This window comes from Streptomyces sp. NPDC101490 (assembly GCF_044767145.1).
GTDB lineage: Bacteria > Actinomycetota > Actinomycetes > Streptomycetales > Streptomycetaceae > Streptomyces.
In genome coordinates this window covers 23,532-40,220 of sequence record NZ_JBIWNI010000013.1, presented here as the reverse complement: position 1 = coordinate 40,220, position 16,689 = coordinate 23,532, and the positions used below count along the sequence as shown (strand labels likewise).

General features: G+C 72.6%; 11 protein-coding genes. 5 read left to right on the top strand and 6 right to left on the bottom strand.

The window, feature by feature from the left end:
• Positions 1–9 precede the first annotated feature (9 nt).
• The 4 genes from ACIRQY_RS22570 to ACIRQY_RS22555 form a co-directional block, all read right to left on the bottom strand.
• Entirely contained in the window at positions 10–3,960 is a 3,951-nt protein-coding gene (locus ACIRQY_RS22570) for a hypothetical protein (RefSeq protein WP_403928363.1), read from the bottom strand.
• Positions 3,957–6,794 carry a hypothetical protein gene (locus ACIRQY_RS22565; RefSeq protein WP_403928361.1) on the bottom strand — a complete coding sequence of 946 codons (2,838 nt, stop codon included), beginning with the start codon at positions 6,792–6,794 and terminating at the stop codon, positions 3,957–3,959. Before ACIRQY_RS22565 ends, ACIRQY_RS22570 begins: the two co-directional genes overlap by 4 nt.
• 300 nt (positions 6,795–7,094) lie before the next feature.
• Entirely contained in the window at positions 7,095–8,441 is a 1,347-nt protein-coding gene (locus ACIRQY_RS22560; RefSeq protein WP_403928359.1) for a phosphotransferase enzyme family protein, read from the bottom strand.
• Between the two features lie 246 nt (positions 8,442–8,687).
• Positions 8,688–9,455 (bottom strand): hypothetical protein, encoded by a 768-nt coding sequence (locus tag ACIRQY_RS22555; protein WP_403928357.1) that lies wholly within the window; start codon positions 9,453–9,455, stop codon positions 8,688–8,690.
• Positions 9,456–9,623: 168 nt separating this feature from the next.
• Here ACIRQY_RS22555 and ACIRQY_RS22550 point away from each other — a divergent pair, with 168 nt between their 5' ends.
• Positions 9,624–10,262, top strand: a complete 639-nt coding sequence (locus tag ACIRQY_RS22550) for a TetR/AcrR family transcriptional regulator (RefSeq protein ID WP_403928354.1) — start codon at positions 9,624–9,626, stop codon at positions 10,260–10,262.
• 402 nt (positions 10,263–10,664) lie between these two features.
• Here the strand turns inward: ACIRQY_RS22550 and ACIRQY_RS22545 are convergent, their stop codons facing one another.
• Positions 10,665–11,420 (bottom strand): TetR/AcrR family transcriptional regulator, encoded by a 756-nt coding sequence (locus ACIRQY_RS22545; protein WP_403928352.1) that lies wholly within the window; start codon positions 11,418–11,420, stop codon positions 10,665–10,667.
• Positions 11,421–11,535: 115 nt separating this feature from the next.
• Between ACIRQY_RS22545 and ACIRQY_RS22540 the strand changes: the two genes are divergently transcribed.
• From ACIRQY_RS22540 to ACIRQY_RS22530, 3 genes are all read left to right on the top strand, one after another.
• A complete protein-coding gene (locus ACIRQY_RS22540; RefSeq protein WP_403928349.1) occupies positions 11,536–12,459 on the top strand; it encodes a zinc-binding dehydrogenase in 924 nt (307 codons plus the stop codon).
• A gap of 97 nt (positions 12,460–12,556) precedes the next feature.
• The gene (locus ACIRQY_RS22535) at positions 12,557–13,552 is read left to right on the top strand and encodes an LLM class flavin-dependent oxidoreductase (RefSeq protein WP_403928347.1); all 996 of its coding nucleotides are present in this window, start codon (positions 12,557–12,559) and stop codon (positions 13,550–13,552) included.
• Between the two features lie 29 nt (positions 13,553–13,581).
• The gene (locus tag ACIRQY_RS22530; RefSeq protein ID WP_403928344.1) at positions 13,582–14,775 is read left to right on the top strand and encodes an alkene reductase; all 1,194 of its coding nucleotides are present in this window, start codon (positions 13,582–13,584) and stop codon (positions 14,773–14,775) included.
• Here the strand turns inward: ACIRQY_RS22530 and ACIRQY_RS22525 are convergent.
• Positions 14,767–15,396, bottom strand: coding sequence for a GNAT family N-acetyltransferase (locus ACIRQY_RS22525; protein ID WP_403928343.1), 630 nt, complete (start codon positions 15,394–15,396; stop codon positions 14,767–14,769). The genes ACIRQY_RS22530 and ACIRQY_RS22525 overlap by 9 nt on opposite strands.
• 819 nt (positions 15,397–16,215) lie before the next feature.
• On the opposite strand from ACIRQY_RS22525, the gene ACIRQY_RS22520 reads away from it, so the two are divergent.
• Positions 16,216–16,608 carry a peptidase inhibitor family I36 protein gene (locus ACIRQY_RS22520; RefSeq protein ID WP_351793443.1) on the top strand — a complete coding sequence of 131 codons (393 nt, stop codon included), beginning with the start codon at positions 16,216–16,218 and terminating at the stop codon, positions 16,606–16,608.
• Positions 16,609–16,689: the final 81 nt, after the last annotated feature.

The window sequence follows — 16,689 nt, the reverse complement described above, 5'->3', positions numbered from 1 at the left end:
CCCCGGACTTCAGACCGGGAGGATCGGAAGGGTGTCCAGGTAGGTGATGCGACCGGAGCCCAGGTCCCCCACGGGGCTGCCGGTGTCCCGGATGTCGTACTCCCTGATCAGCACCCGCATCTCACGTACTCCCACAGCATTGGGGAGGGTGACTCCCCCGGTCCAGACACCGACCGGCCCGCTCACGGGGTCGAGGCACAGGACCGTGGGCCCTGGTGTGTCCAGCGTGAGCCAGCCGACGTCGTCGAGGAGCGTGAGGCTGCGGAACTGGACGACGGCCGTGATCTGCGAGGCCAGTCCCTCGGGTCCGGGCGGCGGCACCGGGCCCACGACCGTGACGGTCACCGGAGAGCCCGTGGCCGTACCGCCCACCACGATCTGGGCGCGGCGGTAGGCGGGCAGCTGGACGAATCCGGCGTCGACCTCCGGGGACATCCGGAGATCGTCGGGGGCGGTGAGCGAATCGGGCTGGAGCCGGACGACCTTGAGGTGGACGAAGGGCTGGTACAGCTCGTTTCCCGCGCTGTTGGCCTTGAACCGGATGTCCGCGCACCACAGCTTGCGGACGGGGTCGTAGTCGGGCCGGTAGCCCAGTGCGTGCCCCTGGTCGGTGCCCAGGCCGACGTCGGCGGTGTATCCGTCCAGCCGGGTGGGGTCGGGGTAGCCGAGGGCGGGGGTGTCGCCCGATCCGCGGATCGGGTCGTGGCCCCAGGCGGTGGCCCATTCGACGGCCGCCGGGTCGCCGGTCGGGGTCGCCGGGTCCACCACGCGTACGCCGAGGAGTTCACCGTCCCCGGTGGCGTACCAGGGCCGTTTCAGCAGGACCCGGACGCAGCCCTCCTGGCGGATGCTGGTCGTCTTGTTGCCGCTGGTGGTCCGTGTCCAGTGGAAGGCGGGCACCACCGAGTGCACGACGGGCACGGGCGGTACGACGGTCGACGGCACCTGGAGGGTGACCTGCGGTCCGCCGCGGGTGACGGGCGGTTCGGCGTACACCACCTCGACGGTCGCCCCGTCGCTGATGAGGCTGCCGCCAGTCAGGGTGATGGTCCCGGCGGTGTCGTCGGTCGTGTAGTCGGTGCCGTCCCGGTAGGTGGTCCCGGCCGGGGCGGGGGCTCCGTCGGCGGTGAGCTGGGCCACGGACTCGCGGACGGTGACCGTGCCGGGGACGAAGCCGCCCGGAGCCACGGTGACCGCCGTGGTCCTGGTGGGGTTGGCCGTCGCCTGCCGGAGGAAGTACGGCACGAATCGCGAGGCGCCGACGGGGGTGTAGGTGACGACCTGGTGGCGGGTGTCGCCGGGGTCGTGCCGGGTGCGGAACGGTACGGCCGTCAGGGCCGGTCCGCCGGGCCCGGAGAGCGGCTCGCTGTCCGGGCGGAGTACGGCCGCCGACGCGCTGATGCCCGGACCGTCCTGGGTGGGATCGTCGGTGGTGTCGGTCCACGACGCCTCGGTGTGCACGGTCAGGGTGGAGGCGCCGTGGACGCTCATGGCCGGGTCGTCGAGGACGTACACCGTCTGGCCCGGTTCGCGCAGGATCTGTGGGCCGCCGAAGGCGGGCGGGCTGACGGGGCAACGCACGGCGTGGACGAAGGTGAGGTCGGTGGCCGGGGTGAGCTGTCCGGTCAGTCCGGAGCGGGCCGCCGTCCTGGCGGCGGCGAGATCGGCGGCGGAGGGGGCCGTCCGCTCGACGTACCAGTTCCAGGCCCGGAGGAGTTCCTCGTCGCCCGCGGCGAGCAGGGAGCTGAGGGCGGCGGGGAAGTCGGCGGCCGGCGCGAGGACGACGGTGATGGTGCGGGCGGCGGTGTCGGCGACGGCGGTGGACACGGTGCTGTTCATCGGCCCGGCCTCGACGACGAGCCGCATCGGGAGCCGCGCGTACCAGTCGGGGGATCCGGCGGGCCAGTCGGTGAGGAGTTCCGGGGTTCCGGGCACTCCGTGCAGGGCGATCCCCCGTCCGAGCGGGTCGGGCAGCCAGGGCAGGGCGAGCGTGTCGGTGTACGGGCTGCCGCCCGAGCCCGGGTCGGGGGTGCCGGTGACCTTCCCCGCGTCGTAGGTGGTGAGCAGTGTGTGGACGGCCGGGTCGGTGCGGTTCTTTCCGGGCAGGTCGAGTACGCCGTGCCGGTCGATCAGCTCCAGGGCCGCCTTGGGAGCGAGCAGATGCCGTTCGCAGGCCGGGCCGGCCAGGGGCGCGCCGGGGTCGGCGTTGTCGGTCCGTACGACGAGTCCGGCCGGGGACTCGCCCGCGCCGACGGGCCGCCGCAGGACGAGGACGGGCGCGGGCACGGGGTCGTAGCGGGCGAGGGTGAGGGGGGTGGTGGTGCGTTCACCGGTGCCAGGGTCGCGGGTGAAGGGCAGGCTGCGGCCCGCGAGGTCGACGAGCCGGGCGCGGAAGCGGTAGGTGCGGCCGTAGCGCAGGGACGGCAGGGTGCCGTCGGGGCAGGTGTGTTCGGCGGCGAAGGGGAGGCCGGGACCGCGCTGCGGGGCCGGGTCGGTCACTTCCCCGTCGATGCCGACCGCGCGTCCGTGGGGTATGGCGGTCAGGCTCCAGTTGTGCCAGCGGAACAGGGTCTGGGGCAGTCTCCGGACAGAGTTGCCCTGCTCGTCGGTGCCACTGGTGACGGCGTCGGTGAGGGTGCCCTCGTCGTCGATGGGCAGGGTGCCGTAGCCGGTGACGGTGTACTGGCCGGTGCGGCGGCAGAGCGGATACCAGTGGCCGGAGCCCTCGTCGAGGACGTCGACCCGGATGCCCTGCTGGACGGTGGAGGAATCCATGGTGACCGCGTCGCCCTCGCCGCCCGTGCTGAGGTCCTCGTCGATGCGGGCGGCCGCTTCGAGGACGCCCTGGAAGGTGACCTGCCGGTCGGTCTCGGCGACGAAGATGCCCGCGGAGCGCAGGGCCGGGGGCTTGGGCGGGGGCGGGGGTTCGTCGCGGGGCAGGGCGTTCAGGGTGGCCGTGTAGGAGCGCAGGGCGAGTCCGCCCGCGTCGACGTCGAGGTCGAGGGGGGTGTAGACGGTGGTGTCGTCGAGGGGGAGGACGGTGGCGCCCGCGCTGCCGTCCGGGTCGGCGAGGGCGAGGGTCCCGGCATGGGCGACGCACCGGGTGCGGGGCCGGTAGTTCTGGGTGAAGGTGTTCTGGTGCGGTACGGCCTGGAGGGTGACCGGGCCTTCCAGTCCCCCGGGGACGGTGATGGTGAGCCGCCGGACGAGGCCGAGGGGGGCCATCAGCCCCGGGTGGTCGGCGAGTGCGCCGAGCAGGGCGTGGAATTCGTACGGGCCCTGGGCGCCGCGGCCGAAGGAGGCCGCTTGCCCGCCGGCCGGTTCGGGGCGCAGTGGCCGGTGGAAGTCGGCGAGGCGTTGCCAGCCTTCGGGGTCGAGGGCGTCGTCGTCGGGGAGGACTCCGGCGCGGAGCAGGGCCCGGTGGAGTGCGCCGTCGCTGCCGTCCGTATCGGCGGTGCCGACGCGCTGGATGAGCCGGTCGACGCCGTCCCACCCCGGGGAGGCGGGCAGGGCGCCGCCGGGGCCGGGCCAGTCGGGTCCGGCGGCCAGCAGGTCCGCGTACACCTCGCTCAGGGCCCGGCCGACGGTGGCGGTGGGAAAGGCCTGGAGGGCGCCGTGTGTGGCGACGGTGCCGAAGACGAAGGGCTGGACGGGCAGCGACGGGGGGAACAGCGCCCGCCAGAGGGCGGCGTCGACGGGGCTGTCGGTGAGGGTGGCGATGGGGGTGATGGAGGTGTCGTCGGGCTTTTTGACGATGACGGTCAGCGGCTGGAAGGAGAAGGCGGGCCAGTCGGCGACGTCGGGGTAGTCGGAGAGCGGGAGGACGGCGGTGCCCGGCGGGTTTCCCTGGTCGTTGGAGAGCCGGACGCTGAGGACGAGGGAGAGCGGCACCACCCCGGGGCCGGGTGCGGGAACGGCCGGGTCGGGCAGCAGGGTCCAGACGAGGGTCTGCTTGGTCATCTGTCCTCCATGTCCGCGAAGGCGGCGCACCGCCGGTCCCAGGAGGCCTGGTCGGGGAAGGCATCGGCGTAGGTGGGGTCTCCCCCGCCGCCGAAGCGGCGCTCCACGGAGAGGTTGACGGACTGCGAGAAGAAGGCGACGCGGACCCGGACGGTCACCGAGGCCGTGCCGACGACTTCTTTGCAGGTGCTGCCGGCCAGGGCTCCGGGTGGGGGGTCTTCGGTGGCGAGCGCGAGGTAGAACTCGACGGAGACGCTGACGATGCCGAGGATGTCGAGGGCGCCGACGGCCCGGAAGAAGCCTTCGAGTTTGGACGCGCCGCTCTCCAGGTGGAGATAGATGCCGGCGGTGATGGAGACCGAGCCGCTGGCCACGCCCAGATCGAGGGCGGCGGCCGCGCCGAACTGGAGCTGTGCGTCCAGGGCGACGACCCGGCCGGACTCCAGGGTGAGGGCGAAGAAGCCGCCGCCGCCGAGGAAGGAGACGGTGATCAGGAAGGGGTGGTCGCGGGAGGAGATCGCGAAGGTGGCCTTGACCGGGGTGCCGTCGAAGGGGAGGCGGACGGTGGTGGAGAGTGCCAGGTTCTGGAGCAGGAAGACGCCCGCCGGAATGGTCGGTACGGCGAGTCCGTAGCCGACTTCGATTCCGTCGGGTCCCGCGCTGATCCGGGGGCCGTTGGAGCACGAGGGCAGATAGTCGCGGAGCTTGTCGAGGAAGCTGAGGTCGCCGGAGAAGCCGACCTCGCCGATCCGGACGTGGAGGGCGGGGGTGGTGCCCGGTTTCGCGGTGAACGCGAGCTGCCGGAAGCCGATGTCGAGGACGCCCGCGAAGGTGAGGGTGACGTTCCGCAGTTCACCGTGGACCTCGGCGCTCGGCGGGCTGCCGTCGAACCGGGCGACGGTACTGCCGTGGAGTTCGAGGGTGGTGTCGACTGCTGTCGTGAGGGGGTCGAGGGTCGTGGGCGGGACCCGGGGGCACCAGGTGATCTCGGTGGTGACCGCGGTGGGGGGCTGGAGGGGGGAGCCCTGGGGGCGTTCGACGGTGGTGAGGATCCTGGGGGCGGTCGTGCCGTCACCGGCTCCGAGAGCGACGGGCGGGAGCAGTTGTGTCAGGTCGATGACGCCGAGCAGCTTGGTGCCCGCCCCGAAGAACGTGGCCGGGTCGAACCGTCCGGCTTTGATGGCGTCCGGTGCGCCGCCGATCAGGCCGGTGGCGGTGGAGAGCGCGTTCACCGGCAGTCCGAGCGATGCGACGGCGCCCGCGGCGGCGGGCGGGGGCGTGAAACCCACGGGCGCCACGAGGTGGGCGTAGAGCCGGTGGGTGGCGTCGGGCCCCAGGTTCACGTAGTCCTGGTCCAGCAGCAGTTGCCGGACGGTACCGACGGTGTCCGCGGGTACGGCGGCCCCGGCGACGGGCCGGGCGGGCGCCAGGGCGTCCAGTGCGGGAATCCGGGCGCCGACGCCGAGCAGCCTGGGCAGGGCGGCGAGCCGGCCCGCGGCGAGGAGTTCGGCGGGCGACGCGCTCGACGGGACGGCCCCGATGCGCAGTTCGGCGAGGTCGACCGTGGACGTTTCGGAGCTGCTGCCCGGGTCGGGCGCGAGGGCGAGCTGGCCGGTCGCGGGCAGCGGAAGGACAGCGGCGGCCTTCTCGTACAGCCCGAGGACATCGTCCAGCGGACCGCAGGCGGCGCTGCCGCGGATGAAGACGAGGGGCGTGGTGAACTGGATGTGGTGGCCGAGGAGGTCCTCGGCGGTGAGGTCGAACGGGAGCCGCTGCCCCGGCTGGTCCGGGGAGTTCAGCCAGTAACCGGCGCCCGTGAGGGGATCTCCGGCGATGATCTCGGTGTCGAGCGGCCGGTTGAGCCGGATGCGCAGGAAGGGGAACTCCCGGCGGTCGTGCGGCAGGGCGGCGATGCCGTCGTAGGTGATCTCGGGCTGGAGCACGGTCAGCCGGACGACCTGGACGAGACCGGTGTCGAGGTGGCGTTCGGTGCGGGTGGTGACCTGGACGGGGAAACCGAAGGGGAGGAGATAGCCGCGCTCGTCGACCTGGACCACGATGTCCCGGCCGCCGCTGGACCGGTGCCGGTAGGCCTCGATGCCGAGGGCCGGGAGGTCTGCCCAGTTGCCGACGAGGTCGGCGGCGGCACCGAGGGCGCCGAGGGTGAGACCGTTCGCGGTGATGGACCGGGTCGCCGAGGCGGAGGTGATCTGCTGCCGGTGCGCGTCGTCCAGGGAGCCGGTGAAGGGCTGTCCGGTTCGGGGTGCCGCGACGCCGACGAGGCCCACCGGCCCGTCTTCGGCCGGTGGCGCGGACCCGGGTGCGATCCGGGTGTGCCAGAGCTCGAAGGCTCCGCCGCCGCCCATCACCGGGAAGTTCGCATGCCGCCAGGCCACGGCCGTGTTGTCGGGCCCGAGGAACAGCCCCCACACGCATTCCAGCGCGGCCCCGGCGGGCAGTAGCCCGGCCCAGGTCAGCAGCCCGTCCACGGTGAACGGGGCGCTGCTCCCGGCGGGCACCCGGAAGGAGAGGGTGCTTTCGCCCGCGTACCGCACCCGTTTGGTGCCGGTCGACGCCGCCGCGGGCGAGGTGGCCTCTTCCAGCGCGGACTGCGGGGGGAAGTGCACCGTGATCGTGCCCGGCCGGGCCGGGTCGGTGGGGATGAGCACCACCTGTCCGGCGGGCCCGGAGCGGCTGAGGTTCATGAAGCTGAAGTCGAGGACAGCCATGTCCTCGCGGCGGAGCAGCGAGACGGTCTGCCCGTCCATGGACGTCCCGGCGCACATGTGCACCAGCTCCCGTGGGTCTCCCCGGCGTTCGGCCGGGGCGGACATCCCTCCACCAGTTTTTCACTGTCGTCCCGGGCCTGCCACCGGGGCAGTTGACCGATCATCCGGCGCTTCACCGGCGGCGCGGCGACGGGGCCGCCTGCGGCGGGATGGCCGGATACCACCGCCCCGCCATCCGCGTACTGTGCGTTCAGTCGAGGGGCGGTGAAAGGCTCCCGTGCCCCACCCGCCTCGGTGTTCCGCATTCCCCCACGCCTGCTCCGAGGAGAGTCCGGCCGTGCCCGCCGACGGCACGTTCCGCCCGTACGACGACAGCCCCGGAGGTGGGGGCGGCGGCCGATCCGACTACCCGGCGGCGGCGAGCACGATCCGGCGCTGCTCGTCGCGGTGCTCGACGAGATCGGCCCGCAGCGTGTCGAGGTCGTCGGGGCGGCCCTCGTCCAGGCGGGCGAGGACGGGATGCAGCTCGACCAGACTGCGGGCGGCGTTGGCGCCCGCGAACAGGAGCAGGGTGTCCGCGTCCACCCCGGGCAGGGTCCGGACCTCGCGGTATCCGGCGAGGAAGGCGCCGAGAAGGCCCGCACGGGCCGGGTCGGGGCGGCCCTCGTCGGTCAGGTCGCGGACCGCGTGGGCGATGTCGGCCGCGTACCAGGACAGCGCGGCCTCGTCGAAGTCGAAGGCGGTCGGGGTGTTCCCCTCCCAGGCGAGGTTGTCCAGCTCGAAGTCCCCGTGGACCACACCGTACGACGCGGGGTCGCGCGGGAGCCCGGCGAGACGGGCGGCGATCTTCCCGACGGCGGCGGTGAGTCCTGCGTCGTCCGCGTAGAGCCGGGCGGCTTCGGCGATCCCGTCGAGCGGCCGCCCGAGGCCGTCGGAGAGGTCCCGCGCGCTCTCATGGGTACGGGCGAGGAGCGCGCCCCAGGCCCGGGCCTGGGCCTCGGTCAGCTCCGCCGGCTCGACCTCCTCACCGGGCGCCTCGGCGAGACACATGGCGCGCACGGTCCCCAGCGGTGTCACCACCGTCTCCGTCAGTCGCCCCGCCGACGACCTGACCGGCGGGGCGAGTGCGAGCCCGCCCGCGTGGAGCCGGTCCATCAGCGCGGCGACGGTCTCGAACCGCCCGTAGGCCGCGTACCGTTCGGGCACGAACCGCAGATACCGTTCGGCTTCCGGCTCCGGGACACCGGGCACGACGAAGACGTGCGAGGCGCTCGACCGCCACCAGCGCGCGACCCCGGGGGCGATCCCCCAGCGGGCGGCGACGGCATCGGCCACCGGCGACTGCCAGTCCTCGTTGACGTACCCAGCAAGTCCGCTTATTTCCGTCAGCTGCATCATGCGGCACACCCTCCACGGCGGGCGTGGGGGCCGCAACGGCTTTTCCCCCGGCGAGGGTTGGTACGGAGCGGAACTGCGTGCCCACCAGGTCGGCCAGGCGAGGGCGAGGCTCGTGACGATGTGGTCGGTGTGGCGGAGCGCCAAGTGGATGATGTCCCCGATGCCGAAGCCGCGTTCCGCCGTGAGGTGCTCGTCGACGGCGGCCGCGGCCTCCCGCAGGTTCGGAAGCACCACGCGCGGGTGGTCGAGCCCGCCGGGGTGCACCGGACGGCGGTGGCCGTCGCGCCTGGCGCGGGTGCTCCTTGGTCGCGCGCCGGGCCGGGACCCGTAGGTCACCGTGATGCCGATGACCACGGCTGGCGGCAGGGTGCGGTGGCGGAGCCGGCGGGGATGCCGGGGTGGGGTCGGCATCCGCCAGGCCCGGCAGGGGCGCGCGGTCGGGCGGATACGGACATGTGATCCGTCGGGTGGGAGGTCGGGGCGGTCGGCCTGGCTTCGTGAACGGCCGGTGCCCGGCCCGGAACGTAGTGGTTCCGGGCCGGGCACCGGCTGTGTCGCTGTGCGGTTGTGCTGCCTGTTCCGCCTGTTCCGCCTGTGGGATCAGAGCTTGGGGGCGGGGTGCGGCGGGGAGACGTCGAAGGAGGAGTGGGCGCCGCCCAGGGCACGGGACTCGGGGAGCCAGGAGGAGATGATGAGGCTGGTGCGGTCCATCAGCTCGGTGGTGTCCAGTTCCTCGGGGAGGAAGCGGCCGAAGGCGTCGAGGCGCTCCAGGTGCTCCAGGCCCTTGGAGACGGCGGTGGCCGGGTCGGTGTCGCCGGTCTTCTCGGCGACGGTGAGGATGCCGATCTGCTTCTCCTCGGGCTGGTGCATCAGCCAGATGCTGGACAGGCCGCGGGCCTCGGCGTCGTCGCGCATGGTCTCCCACACCGACTTCAGCAGTTCCGCGACGTTCTCGTGGGTGTAGGAGTAGCGCTCGAAGCGGTTGATGTGGTGGGCGGTGGCCATCGGCTTGAAGTCGTGGGCACCGGTGACCTTCCAGTAGTGCTTGTCCACGCCCGGGAAGCGGGACCAGAACTTCACGCCCGGCTCGGGGTAGAGCTCCTCGTTGGTGAAGTGGTCGTAGTCGAGGACGTTCTCCCAGGTGTCGAAGAGGTAGCGGCCGCCGATGTACTTCACGCCGGTGGCCGGGTCGAACCGGAGCGGCGTGTACTTGTGGCGCATGCCGGGGCGGATGTCCATGTTGGGGCGCTCGCGCTCCAACATGTCCGCGAGGTCCTGGGTGGAGTAGCGGTCGTCGAGGGGGAAGTCGGAGGTGAACGCCGCTTCGGCCTTGATCGGGCCGGTCGCGTAGCCACGGACGTCGGTCATGACAGTTGTCCCTTTCCTGCGTACAGCACGGGGTGGGGAGGGGCGCGGAGCACCACTCCCATAACCGGACCACCCGGTCATGTTGTGAACCGTAACAGAGAAAGTGACCGCGCGGTCCGCTTCATGGAAGAAATGTGACCGCGCGGTCCGGTTAGGTATCATGAGGGCATGAAGAGAGCCGATGCCGTCCGCAACAGGAGCCTGCTGATCGACGCGGCCACCGCCGAGTTCGCCGAGCACGGCATGGATGTGTCCATCACGCGGATCGCCCAGCGGGCAGGGATCGGCAAGGGCACCGTCTTCCGCCACTTCGACACCAAGGAACAGCTCCTCGCCGAGATCTTCAGCGACCGGCTGGAGGAGCTGGTGATGACCGGCCTGCGGCTCTCCCTCTCCGACGCCCCTGAGGCGGCGCTGGCCGAGTTCATGCGTGCCGGGGTGGAGCTCCAGGCCCGCGACCGCTCGTTCTGTCAGGCCGCCACCGCGCTCTCGCCCAGCGAGGCCAGCGTCCGGGCCTCCCGCGAGCGTCTGGCCGAGGTCGCCGACATCCTCGTCACCCGCGCCCAGCGCACCGGCGCCGTCCGCGCCGACGTCACCGGCGTCGACATCGTGCTGCTCCAGACCGCCGCCTCCCAGGCCGTCCTCAGCATCGCCGACGGCGCGCCCGGTCTCTGGCAGCGCTATCTGGGCGTGATCCTCGACGGGCTGCGCCCCGCCGCCGCCCGCGCCCTGCCGGTCGACGCCCCGGCCCTGCCCCAGTTCACCGGGGCCCCGTCCGGGCCCGCACCGGCGAAGAGCGCGGGGTAGCGGCGGGGAAGTCCCTGCCGCGTCGTCCCGGGGCCACCACGCCAAGCCCTTCGCCCCGGGGGGCGCGCCGGAGGTTCAGGGGCGACACCCCCGTCCGGTGAAGCCGTCGGCGAAATCGCCCGACACCGGAACACGTCGGCCGCGCCCACCGCCCGAGCGCGCGACAGACGTCCGGCTCGGCGTCGAGGCGGGCGGTCCCTTCACATTGCGTACGCCGACGAAGCCCGCGGCCTCCCGGACATCCCTCAGAGCCGACCCGACCGGACGGCCTCCGGCGCGGTCTCCCCCGGCCCGCGTTCGCGCCTACACCCTCGACGGCGTCCGCACCGCCCACCGCGACCACGGAGGGCCCCAGGACCGGGCAACCCCGTACCCGTTCGGCCTGGTCCAGCAGGTGTCGACTCAGGCGGTGTCGCCGCCCGGTCCCGACACGGTGTAGCCGACGGCCCCGGGCACGGCGGCGAACGCCCGGTCCGTGAGCGCGATCAGGTGCGGGCGGTCCGCGGTGACGGCGGGGGCCGTGGCCCAGTCGCGCAGGGCGCACCGCCAGGCCGCGACGGTGATCTCCAGGGCGATCCGGAGCCGTACGTCGTCCGCGTCGAGCGGCGGGAGCCGCCGGGCCAGCAGGTCCAGGATGCCGGTGGAGGTCTCGGCGCAGTGCTGGAGGCTCGCGGCGGTCAGTGCCGGGGTGTTCTCCACGAGGCGCCGGCTCGCGGCGAACTGGTGCTCCCAGTCCTCGTCCATCCGCTCCAGAGCGCCGGTCAGCGCCCGGTGGAACACCCCGAGGAGGGGCCCGAACAGGTCCGCCTCGCCCAGGACGTCGAGGAAGACGGCCCAGAACTCCTTCTCCGGCGCGAGCGCCACGTCCTCCTTCGAGGCGAAGTAGCGGAAGAAGGTCCGCTTGGAGACCTCCACCTCGTCGGCGAGGTCGTCGAGGGTGGTGCGCTCGAAGCCGTCCCGGGCGTACCGGGTCAGGGCCGTCTCGACCAGCGCCCGGCGGGTCCGGAGCCTCTTGCGCTCGCGCAGGGGCAGCTCCCGGAGCCGGTCGTCCCCGGCGGGACGGTGGTCCCCGGCCGGACGGTGGCCCCCGTCCGGACGGTGGCTCCCGGCGGGTGGGGAGCCCCCGGCGGGGTGGCGGTCCTCCGCTGTCGTGGTCATGCCTTCAATTCTAGGCAAACCGCCCCCGGAATACAGAAGCCTCTCCCTGCTGTTTGGCATCTGTAGGCAAGTGCCACTGAGTGGCGTTTTTGTTTCTGATCATGAGGAGAATCCCATGCGCGCCCTGACCGTCGACCGTTCCGCCCCGGGCGGGCTCCGGCTCGCCGAGGCGGCCGATCCGATCCCCGCCGCCCATCAGGCGCTGGTGCGGGTGCGGGCGGTCTCCCTCAACCCGGCCGAGTTCCGCTACGTACTGCCGCAGGCGCCCGACGGAGCGGTGATCGGCTGGGACGCCGCCGGGGTCGTGGAACGCGCGGCGGCCGACGGCTCCGGCCCGGCCGTGGGCACCCCCGCGATCACCCTCGGACTGTCGGGAGCCTGGGCGGAGCTCCAGGCGGTGGACACCGCGCTGATCGGCACCGTCCCCGACGGAGCCGACCCCGGCACGATGAGCACCCTGCCCGTCGCCGCCGGAACCGCGCTGCGCGCCCTGCGCCGCCTCGGTCCGATCCTGGGCCGCCGGGTGATGATCACCGGTGCCACCGGAGCGGTGGGTCGTTTCGCCATCCAGCTCGCCGTACGCGGCGGGGCCGAGGTCGTGGCGGTCTCCCGCGACACCTCCCGTACGGAGGACCTGCTCGCGCTCGGCGCGCACGAGACCGTCACCGACCCCGCCGCCACCACCCCGGTCCACGGCGTCCTCGACACCGTCGGCGGACCCGTCCTCCCCGCCGCCTACCAGGCTCTCGGCGAGGGCGGCGTCCTCGTGACCGCCGGGGCCGCCTCCGGCCAGGACACCGTCTTCGGCCCGGGCGCGCTCCTCGCGGATCCGGCCCGCCGCCACCGCACCATCCACACCTTCTTCCTGATGGACGGCGGCGGCATCGACCAGGACCTCACCTGGCTCGCCGCCGAGACGGCCGCGGACCGGCTGCGCCCGCACATCGCCCGGCGCCGTGACTGGGCCGCCGCGGCCGACACCATCGCCGCCGTGGCCGACAGCCGGCTCCCCGGCAAGGCCGTCCTCACCCTCTCCTGACCCTCCCCCCGGTCCCGGCCGCACCACCCGTGCGGCCGCCCCCGGCCGCATCGGCGGGCCGCTCCCCACGGCGGCCCGCCCTCCGAAGGAACACCTGATGACCAGCACCACGAACATCCCGCTGTCCGTACTCGACCTCTCCCCGATCCGCCACGGCCACCAGCCCGCCGAGGCCCTGGCCAACACCGTCGAACTGGCACGGGCCGCCGAGGCGTACGGCTACCGCCGCCTGTGGATCTCCGAGCACCACAACACCACCGCCATGGCCAGCTCCGCGACCGCCATCATGATCGGCCAGGTCGCCGCCGCCACCGAGCGCATCCGCGTCGGCGCGGGCGGCATCATGCTGCCCAACCACGCCCCCTACGTCGTCGCCGAGCAGTTCGGCACCCTCGCCACCTACCACCCCGGCCGGATCGACCTCGGTCTCGGCCGCGCTCCCGGCACCGACCCGTGGACCACCCGCGCCCTGCGCCGCCGCCACGAGAGCGGCGCCGACTTCCCCGAGCAGGTCTCCGAGCTGCGCGGCTATCTCGCCCCGGGCTCCGCCGAGCGCAAGGTACGTGCCATCCCCGGCGAGGGCGTCGACGTACCGGTGTTCGTGCTGGGCTCCAGCACCTTCGGTGCGGCGCTCGCCGCCCGCGAGGGCCTGCCGTTCGTCCACGCCTCGCACTTCTCGCCCGACCAGCTCCTCCAGGCGCTGGAGCTCTACCGCACGGCGTACCGGCCCTCGGCCGCGCACCCGGAGCCGTACGCGATCGTCGCGGCCAACGCCGTCGTCGCCGGCACCGAGCGAGAGGCCGTGCGCACCTTCACCACCCTCCAGCAGAAGTTCCTCACCCACTTCCGGGGCGGGATGCGCGTCCTGCCACCGGTCGACGACATCGAGGCCGTCTGGGCCCCACAGGAGGCGCGGATGGTGAACGCCATGCTCCGCGAGTCCTTCGTCGGCGCCCCCGACACCGTCCGCGCCGGACTGGAGGACCTGGTCAAGCGCACCGGGGCCGACGAACTCATGATCGTCTCCGAGGCGTGGGACTTCGAGGCGCGCAAGCGCTCCTACGAACTGCTCGCCAAGAGCTGGAACCTCTGACCGACACCACCGAGAAGGGCAATCCCGTCATGTCCGCCACGTCCGCCCCCGCCGCCCTCTTCCAGCCCGTCCGCCTCGGGGCCATCACCCTGCCCAACCGCATGGTGATGGCCCCCATGACCCGGGCCAGGGCCCAGGAGGACGGCACACCCAGCACGCTGATGGCCAAGTACTACGGCCAGCGCGCCACCGCCGGACTCATCGTCGCCGAGAGCACCCACCCCACCCCTCTCGGCGCGATCGGCCCGAACGCCCCGGGCCTGTTCACCGATGCCCACCAGGACGGCTGGGCCGAGGTCACCGACGCCGTCCACCGGCGGGGCGGACGCGTCTTCCTTCAGCTCATGCACGCCGGACGCCTCGCCCACCCGGACTTCCTCCCCGGCGGCGCCCAGCCCGTCGCGCCCTCCGCCGTCACCGCCCGCACCGAGGTCTTCACCCCCTCGGGGCGGGCACCGGCGGTGCTCCCGCGCGCCCTCACCGAGGAGGAGATCGCCGGTCTCGTCTCCGACTTCGTGAACGCGGCCTCCCGCGCGGTGGCCGCCGGACTGGACGGCGTGGAGATCCACGCCGCCAACGGTTACCTCCTCCACCAGTTCCTCGCCGACAACGCCAACACCCGCACCGACCGCTGGGGCGGCGACGCCCGAGGCCGCACCCGCCTCACCACCGAGATCACCCGAGCCGTCGCCGACGCCATCGGCCCGCACCGCACCGGCCTGCGGATCTCCCCGTCCAACCCGTTCGGCGACCTCGACGAGATCGACCCGTACGGCACGTACACCGCCCTCGTCCGCGGCCTCGCCCCGCTCGATCTCGCCTACCTCCACCACGGCGAGACCGGCACCGACCTGGACCCGGCGATCCGCGAGCTGTGGCCGACGGCCCTGATCGTCACCCCCCGGCCCGCCGGGACAGGCAAGGAGGACGCCGTGGCAGGGGCCCTCACGCGGGGCGCCGACCTCGTCTCCTTCGGCCGCGACTACCTCGCCAACCCCGACCTCGTCCACCGCTGCCGCACCGGCGCCCCCCTCAACGAAACCCGCCCCGAAGGCTTCTACGGCGGCGGAGCCCACGGCTACACCGACTACCCCACCCTGAACAGCACGGACGAGAGCCGGCACACGAAGTCGGCCGCGACCCGTACGGGGGCGGTCAGCGCTTCGGTGTCCAGCGCGGCCAGGACTTCGGCCCGGCGGTGCTGGCGGTCGTGGTCACCGTAGGGCGGGCCGGGGGTGGGCGGGGCGCAAGATCGGCCAGATCGGGGGCCCGTCGGGGACGCGGATCTCCGGCCCGTGGCGGCGGTGGCCCAGCCGTTCGTACAGGGCGAGGTTGCGCGGGGAGCTCGCCTCCTTGTACGTGCCCGCCCCGCTCGCGTCGGCGAGCGCGAAGACCGCCTTCTGCAAGCGGGTCCCCAGCCCACGGCCCTGATGCCCGGGGAGGGCGGCGAGGAAGGTGACGTAGTAGTGCGGGGGCAGGTCGTGGGGGTGGTGGGCCTCAAGTAGCGCCATCACGGCCAGCGCCCGATCGGCCTGGTCGCCCAGGCTCCTGGCCAGCCGGTCCCGGAACTCCCGCTGGTCCGCGTCGGTGGGCGTCGGCGCGTCGGGCGGGTAGAACATGCTCACAGCGGCGAAGTCGTCGGCCTGCAGCGCGGATCCGCCGCCGGCGAAGGTGGAGGCGGCCACCGTGCCGAAGAACCCCCGCAGCCCCTCCGCTCGGCGCGACGGGTCGGGGAAGACCCAGCCGAACACGGGGTCGTCGAAGAACGCCGGGACGTAGACGTCGACCAGGGTGTCCAGGTCACCTGCGTCGGCCGGCTCGCAGCCGGTCGCGGAAGCGGTCATCGAGGAGCCTCTCGTCACGGAACGGATCACCCGGACCGCCGGGGGCGGGCCGCGGCTCTGCCGGGTCGGCACGACTTCATTGTGGTGTCCGCCCGACTGCCGTGGTGGGACATTCACATGGAGCGGTCGCGCTACTGGAAGCTGAGCCGGTGGGGTCGTTAGGGCAGGTGTGGACGCGCATGAGTCCGCGGCCGAGGTGGACGCCGACCGGGTCGATCACCTTCGGGCCGCCCGCCGCGTCGCGGTCCTCTACGGGCAGCCAGCCGCGCGAGGCGCCGTCACACTCCACGGCGCCCACTGCGCTGCGGTCCGTGGGTTCTGTGCGCGGACCAACCTCCACGCACCCTCCCCGAACACCCGGTCAGGCGCCACTCCCACGCCCCTGCGATCACGGGTGTGACACATCAACGTGATCAGGTCAACCCCAGGCCATCGACAGCATGACCTGAAGAAGCTACGGGCTGATCGCGGCTGGCTGATTCCCGCGAACCTCGTCGACTGAGGTGTACATGGAAACCTACTGCTCAGCGTTTCCCAATCCCTCCAATCGTGAAGATCTTGAAGAGATCACACCGGCAAAGGGTGTCGACGGAAGGCGCCAGGGCTCAAAAGGACCCCTTTCGATTCGACTGATTAGGGTTGTAAATTTTTGGATTCTTCAAGCGATGGCAAAGTGATCGTTGACATGACCCTGGGGTCCAGCTTTGAATCTGGTCATGCATGGCGGACAACACCTCGACCGAGGAAATCAGAAGGCTCCCTGGCTTTTACTCAGGGGATCCGATCCGTTGTCGTCATCAGTGATCTGAAAGGGTTCGCATGAAGCGTGTAGTAACAGCGTCCATCGGCGCGGCTGCAGCATGCCTTCTCGCCGTGGCGGGAATGGCGACCCCTGCCGGGGCGGCGGGGGAAGCCCAGGCGGATGACAACAAGTTCTGGCTGTTCGAGAGCGCCGACTATCACGGCGGAAGCAGGAGCTTCACCGCCAGCCACCCCGACCTCCGGGACATCAACTGGTCCGGTACCACCCGCCCGGTGCACAACGGTGCCAGCGCGATGAAGAACTGGAGGAACCACGCGGTCTGGCTGTACGACAGCACCAACTACAGCGGCCTTCCGGGGTACAAGGCCGTCGCCAACAGCGTGGACGCGAGTCTGGGCTCCGGAGAGTTCCCGTTCCCTGACAAGGCGAGCTCCATAGAGTTCCGTTGAACAGTGTGGGGGCCGCGGTGCGGCGGGGGCCCCCCCACTTTTTATGGTTGGGAAGAATAAACAAAACGCGGGGCTCCGCCG

Coding starts and splice junctions, on each gene's coding strand:
- ACIRQY_RS22570 (WP_403928363.1), bottom strand. CDS start 3,960: ATGACCAAGCAGACCCTCGTCTGGACCCTGCTGCCCGACCCGGCCGTT.
- ACIRQY_RS22565 (WP_403928361.1), bottom strand. CDS start 6,794: ATGTCCGCCCCGGCCGAACGCCGGGGAGACCCACGGGAGCTGGTGCAC.
- ACIRQY_RS22555 (WP_403928357.1), bottom strand. CDS start 9,455: ATGACCGACGTCCGTGGCTACGCGACCGGCCCGATCAAGGCCGAAGCG.
- ACIRQY_RS22550 (WP_403928354.1), top strand. CDS start 9,624: ATGAAGAGAGCCGATGCCGTCCGCAACAGGAGCCTGCTGATCGACGCG.
- ACIRQY_RS22545 (WP_403928352.1), bottom strand. CDS start 11,420: ATGACCACGACAGCGGAGGACCGCCACCCCGCCGGGGGCTCCCCACCC.
- ACIRQY_RS22540 (WP_403928349.1), top strand. CDS start 11,536: ATGCGCGCCCTGACCGTCGACCGTTCCGCCCCGGGCGGGCTCCGGCTC.
- ACIRQY_RS22535 (WP_403928347.1), top strand. CDS start 12,557: ATGACCAGCACCACGAACATCCCGCTGTCCGTACTCGACCTCTCCCCG.
- ACIRQY_RS22530 (WP_403928344.1), top strand. CDS start 13,582: ATGTCCGCCACGTCCGCCCCCGCCGCCCTCTTCCAGCCCGTCCGCCTC.
- ACIRQY_RS22525 (WP_403928343.1), bottom strand. CDS start 15,396: ATGACCGCTTCCGCGACCGGCTGCGAGCCGGCCGACGCAGGTGACCTG.
- ACIRQY_RS22520 (WP_351793443.1), top strand. CDS start 16,216: ATGAAGCGTGTAGTAACAGCGTCCATCGGCGCGGCTGCAGCATGCCTT.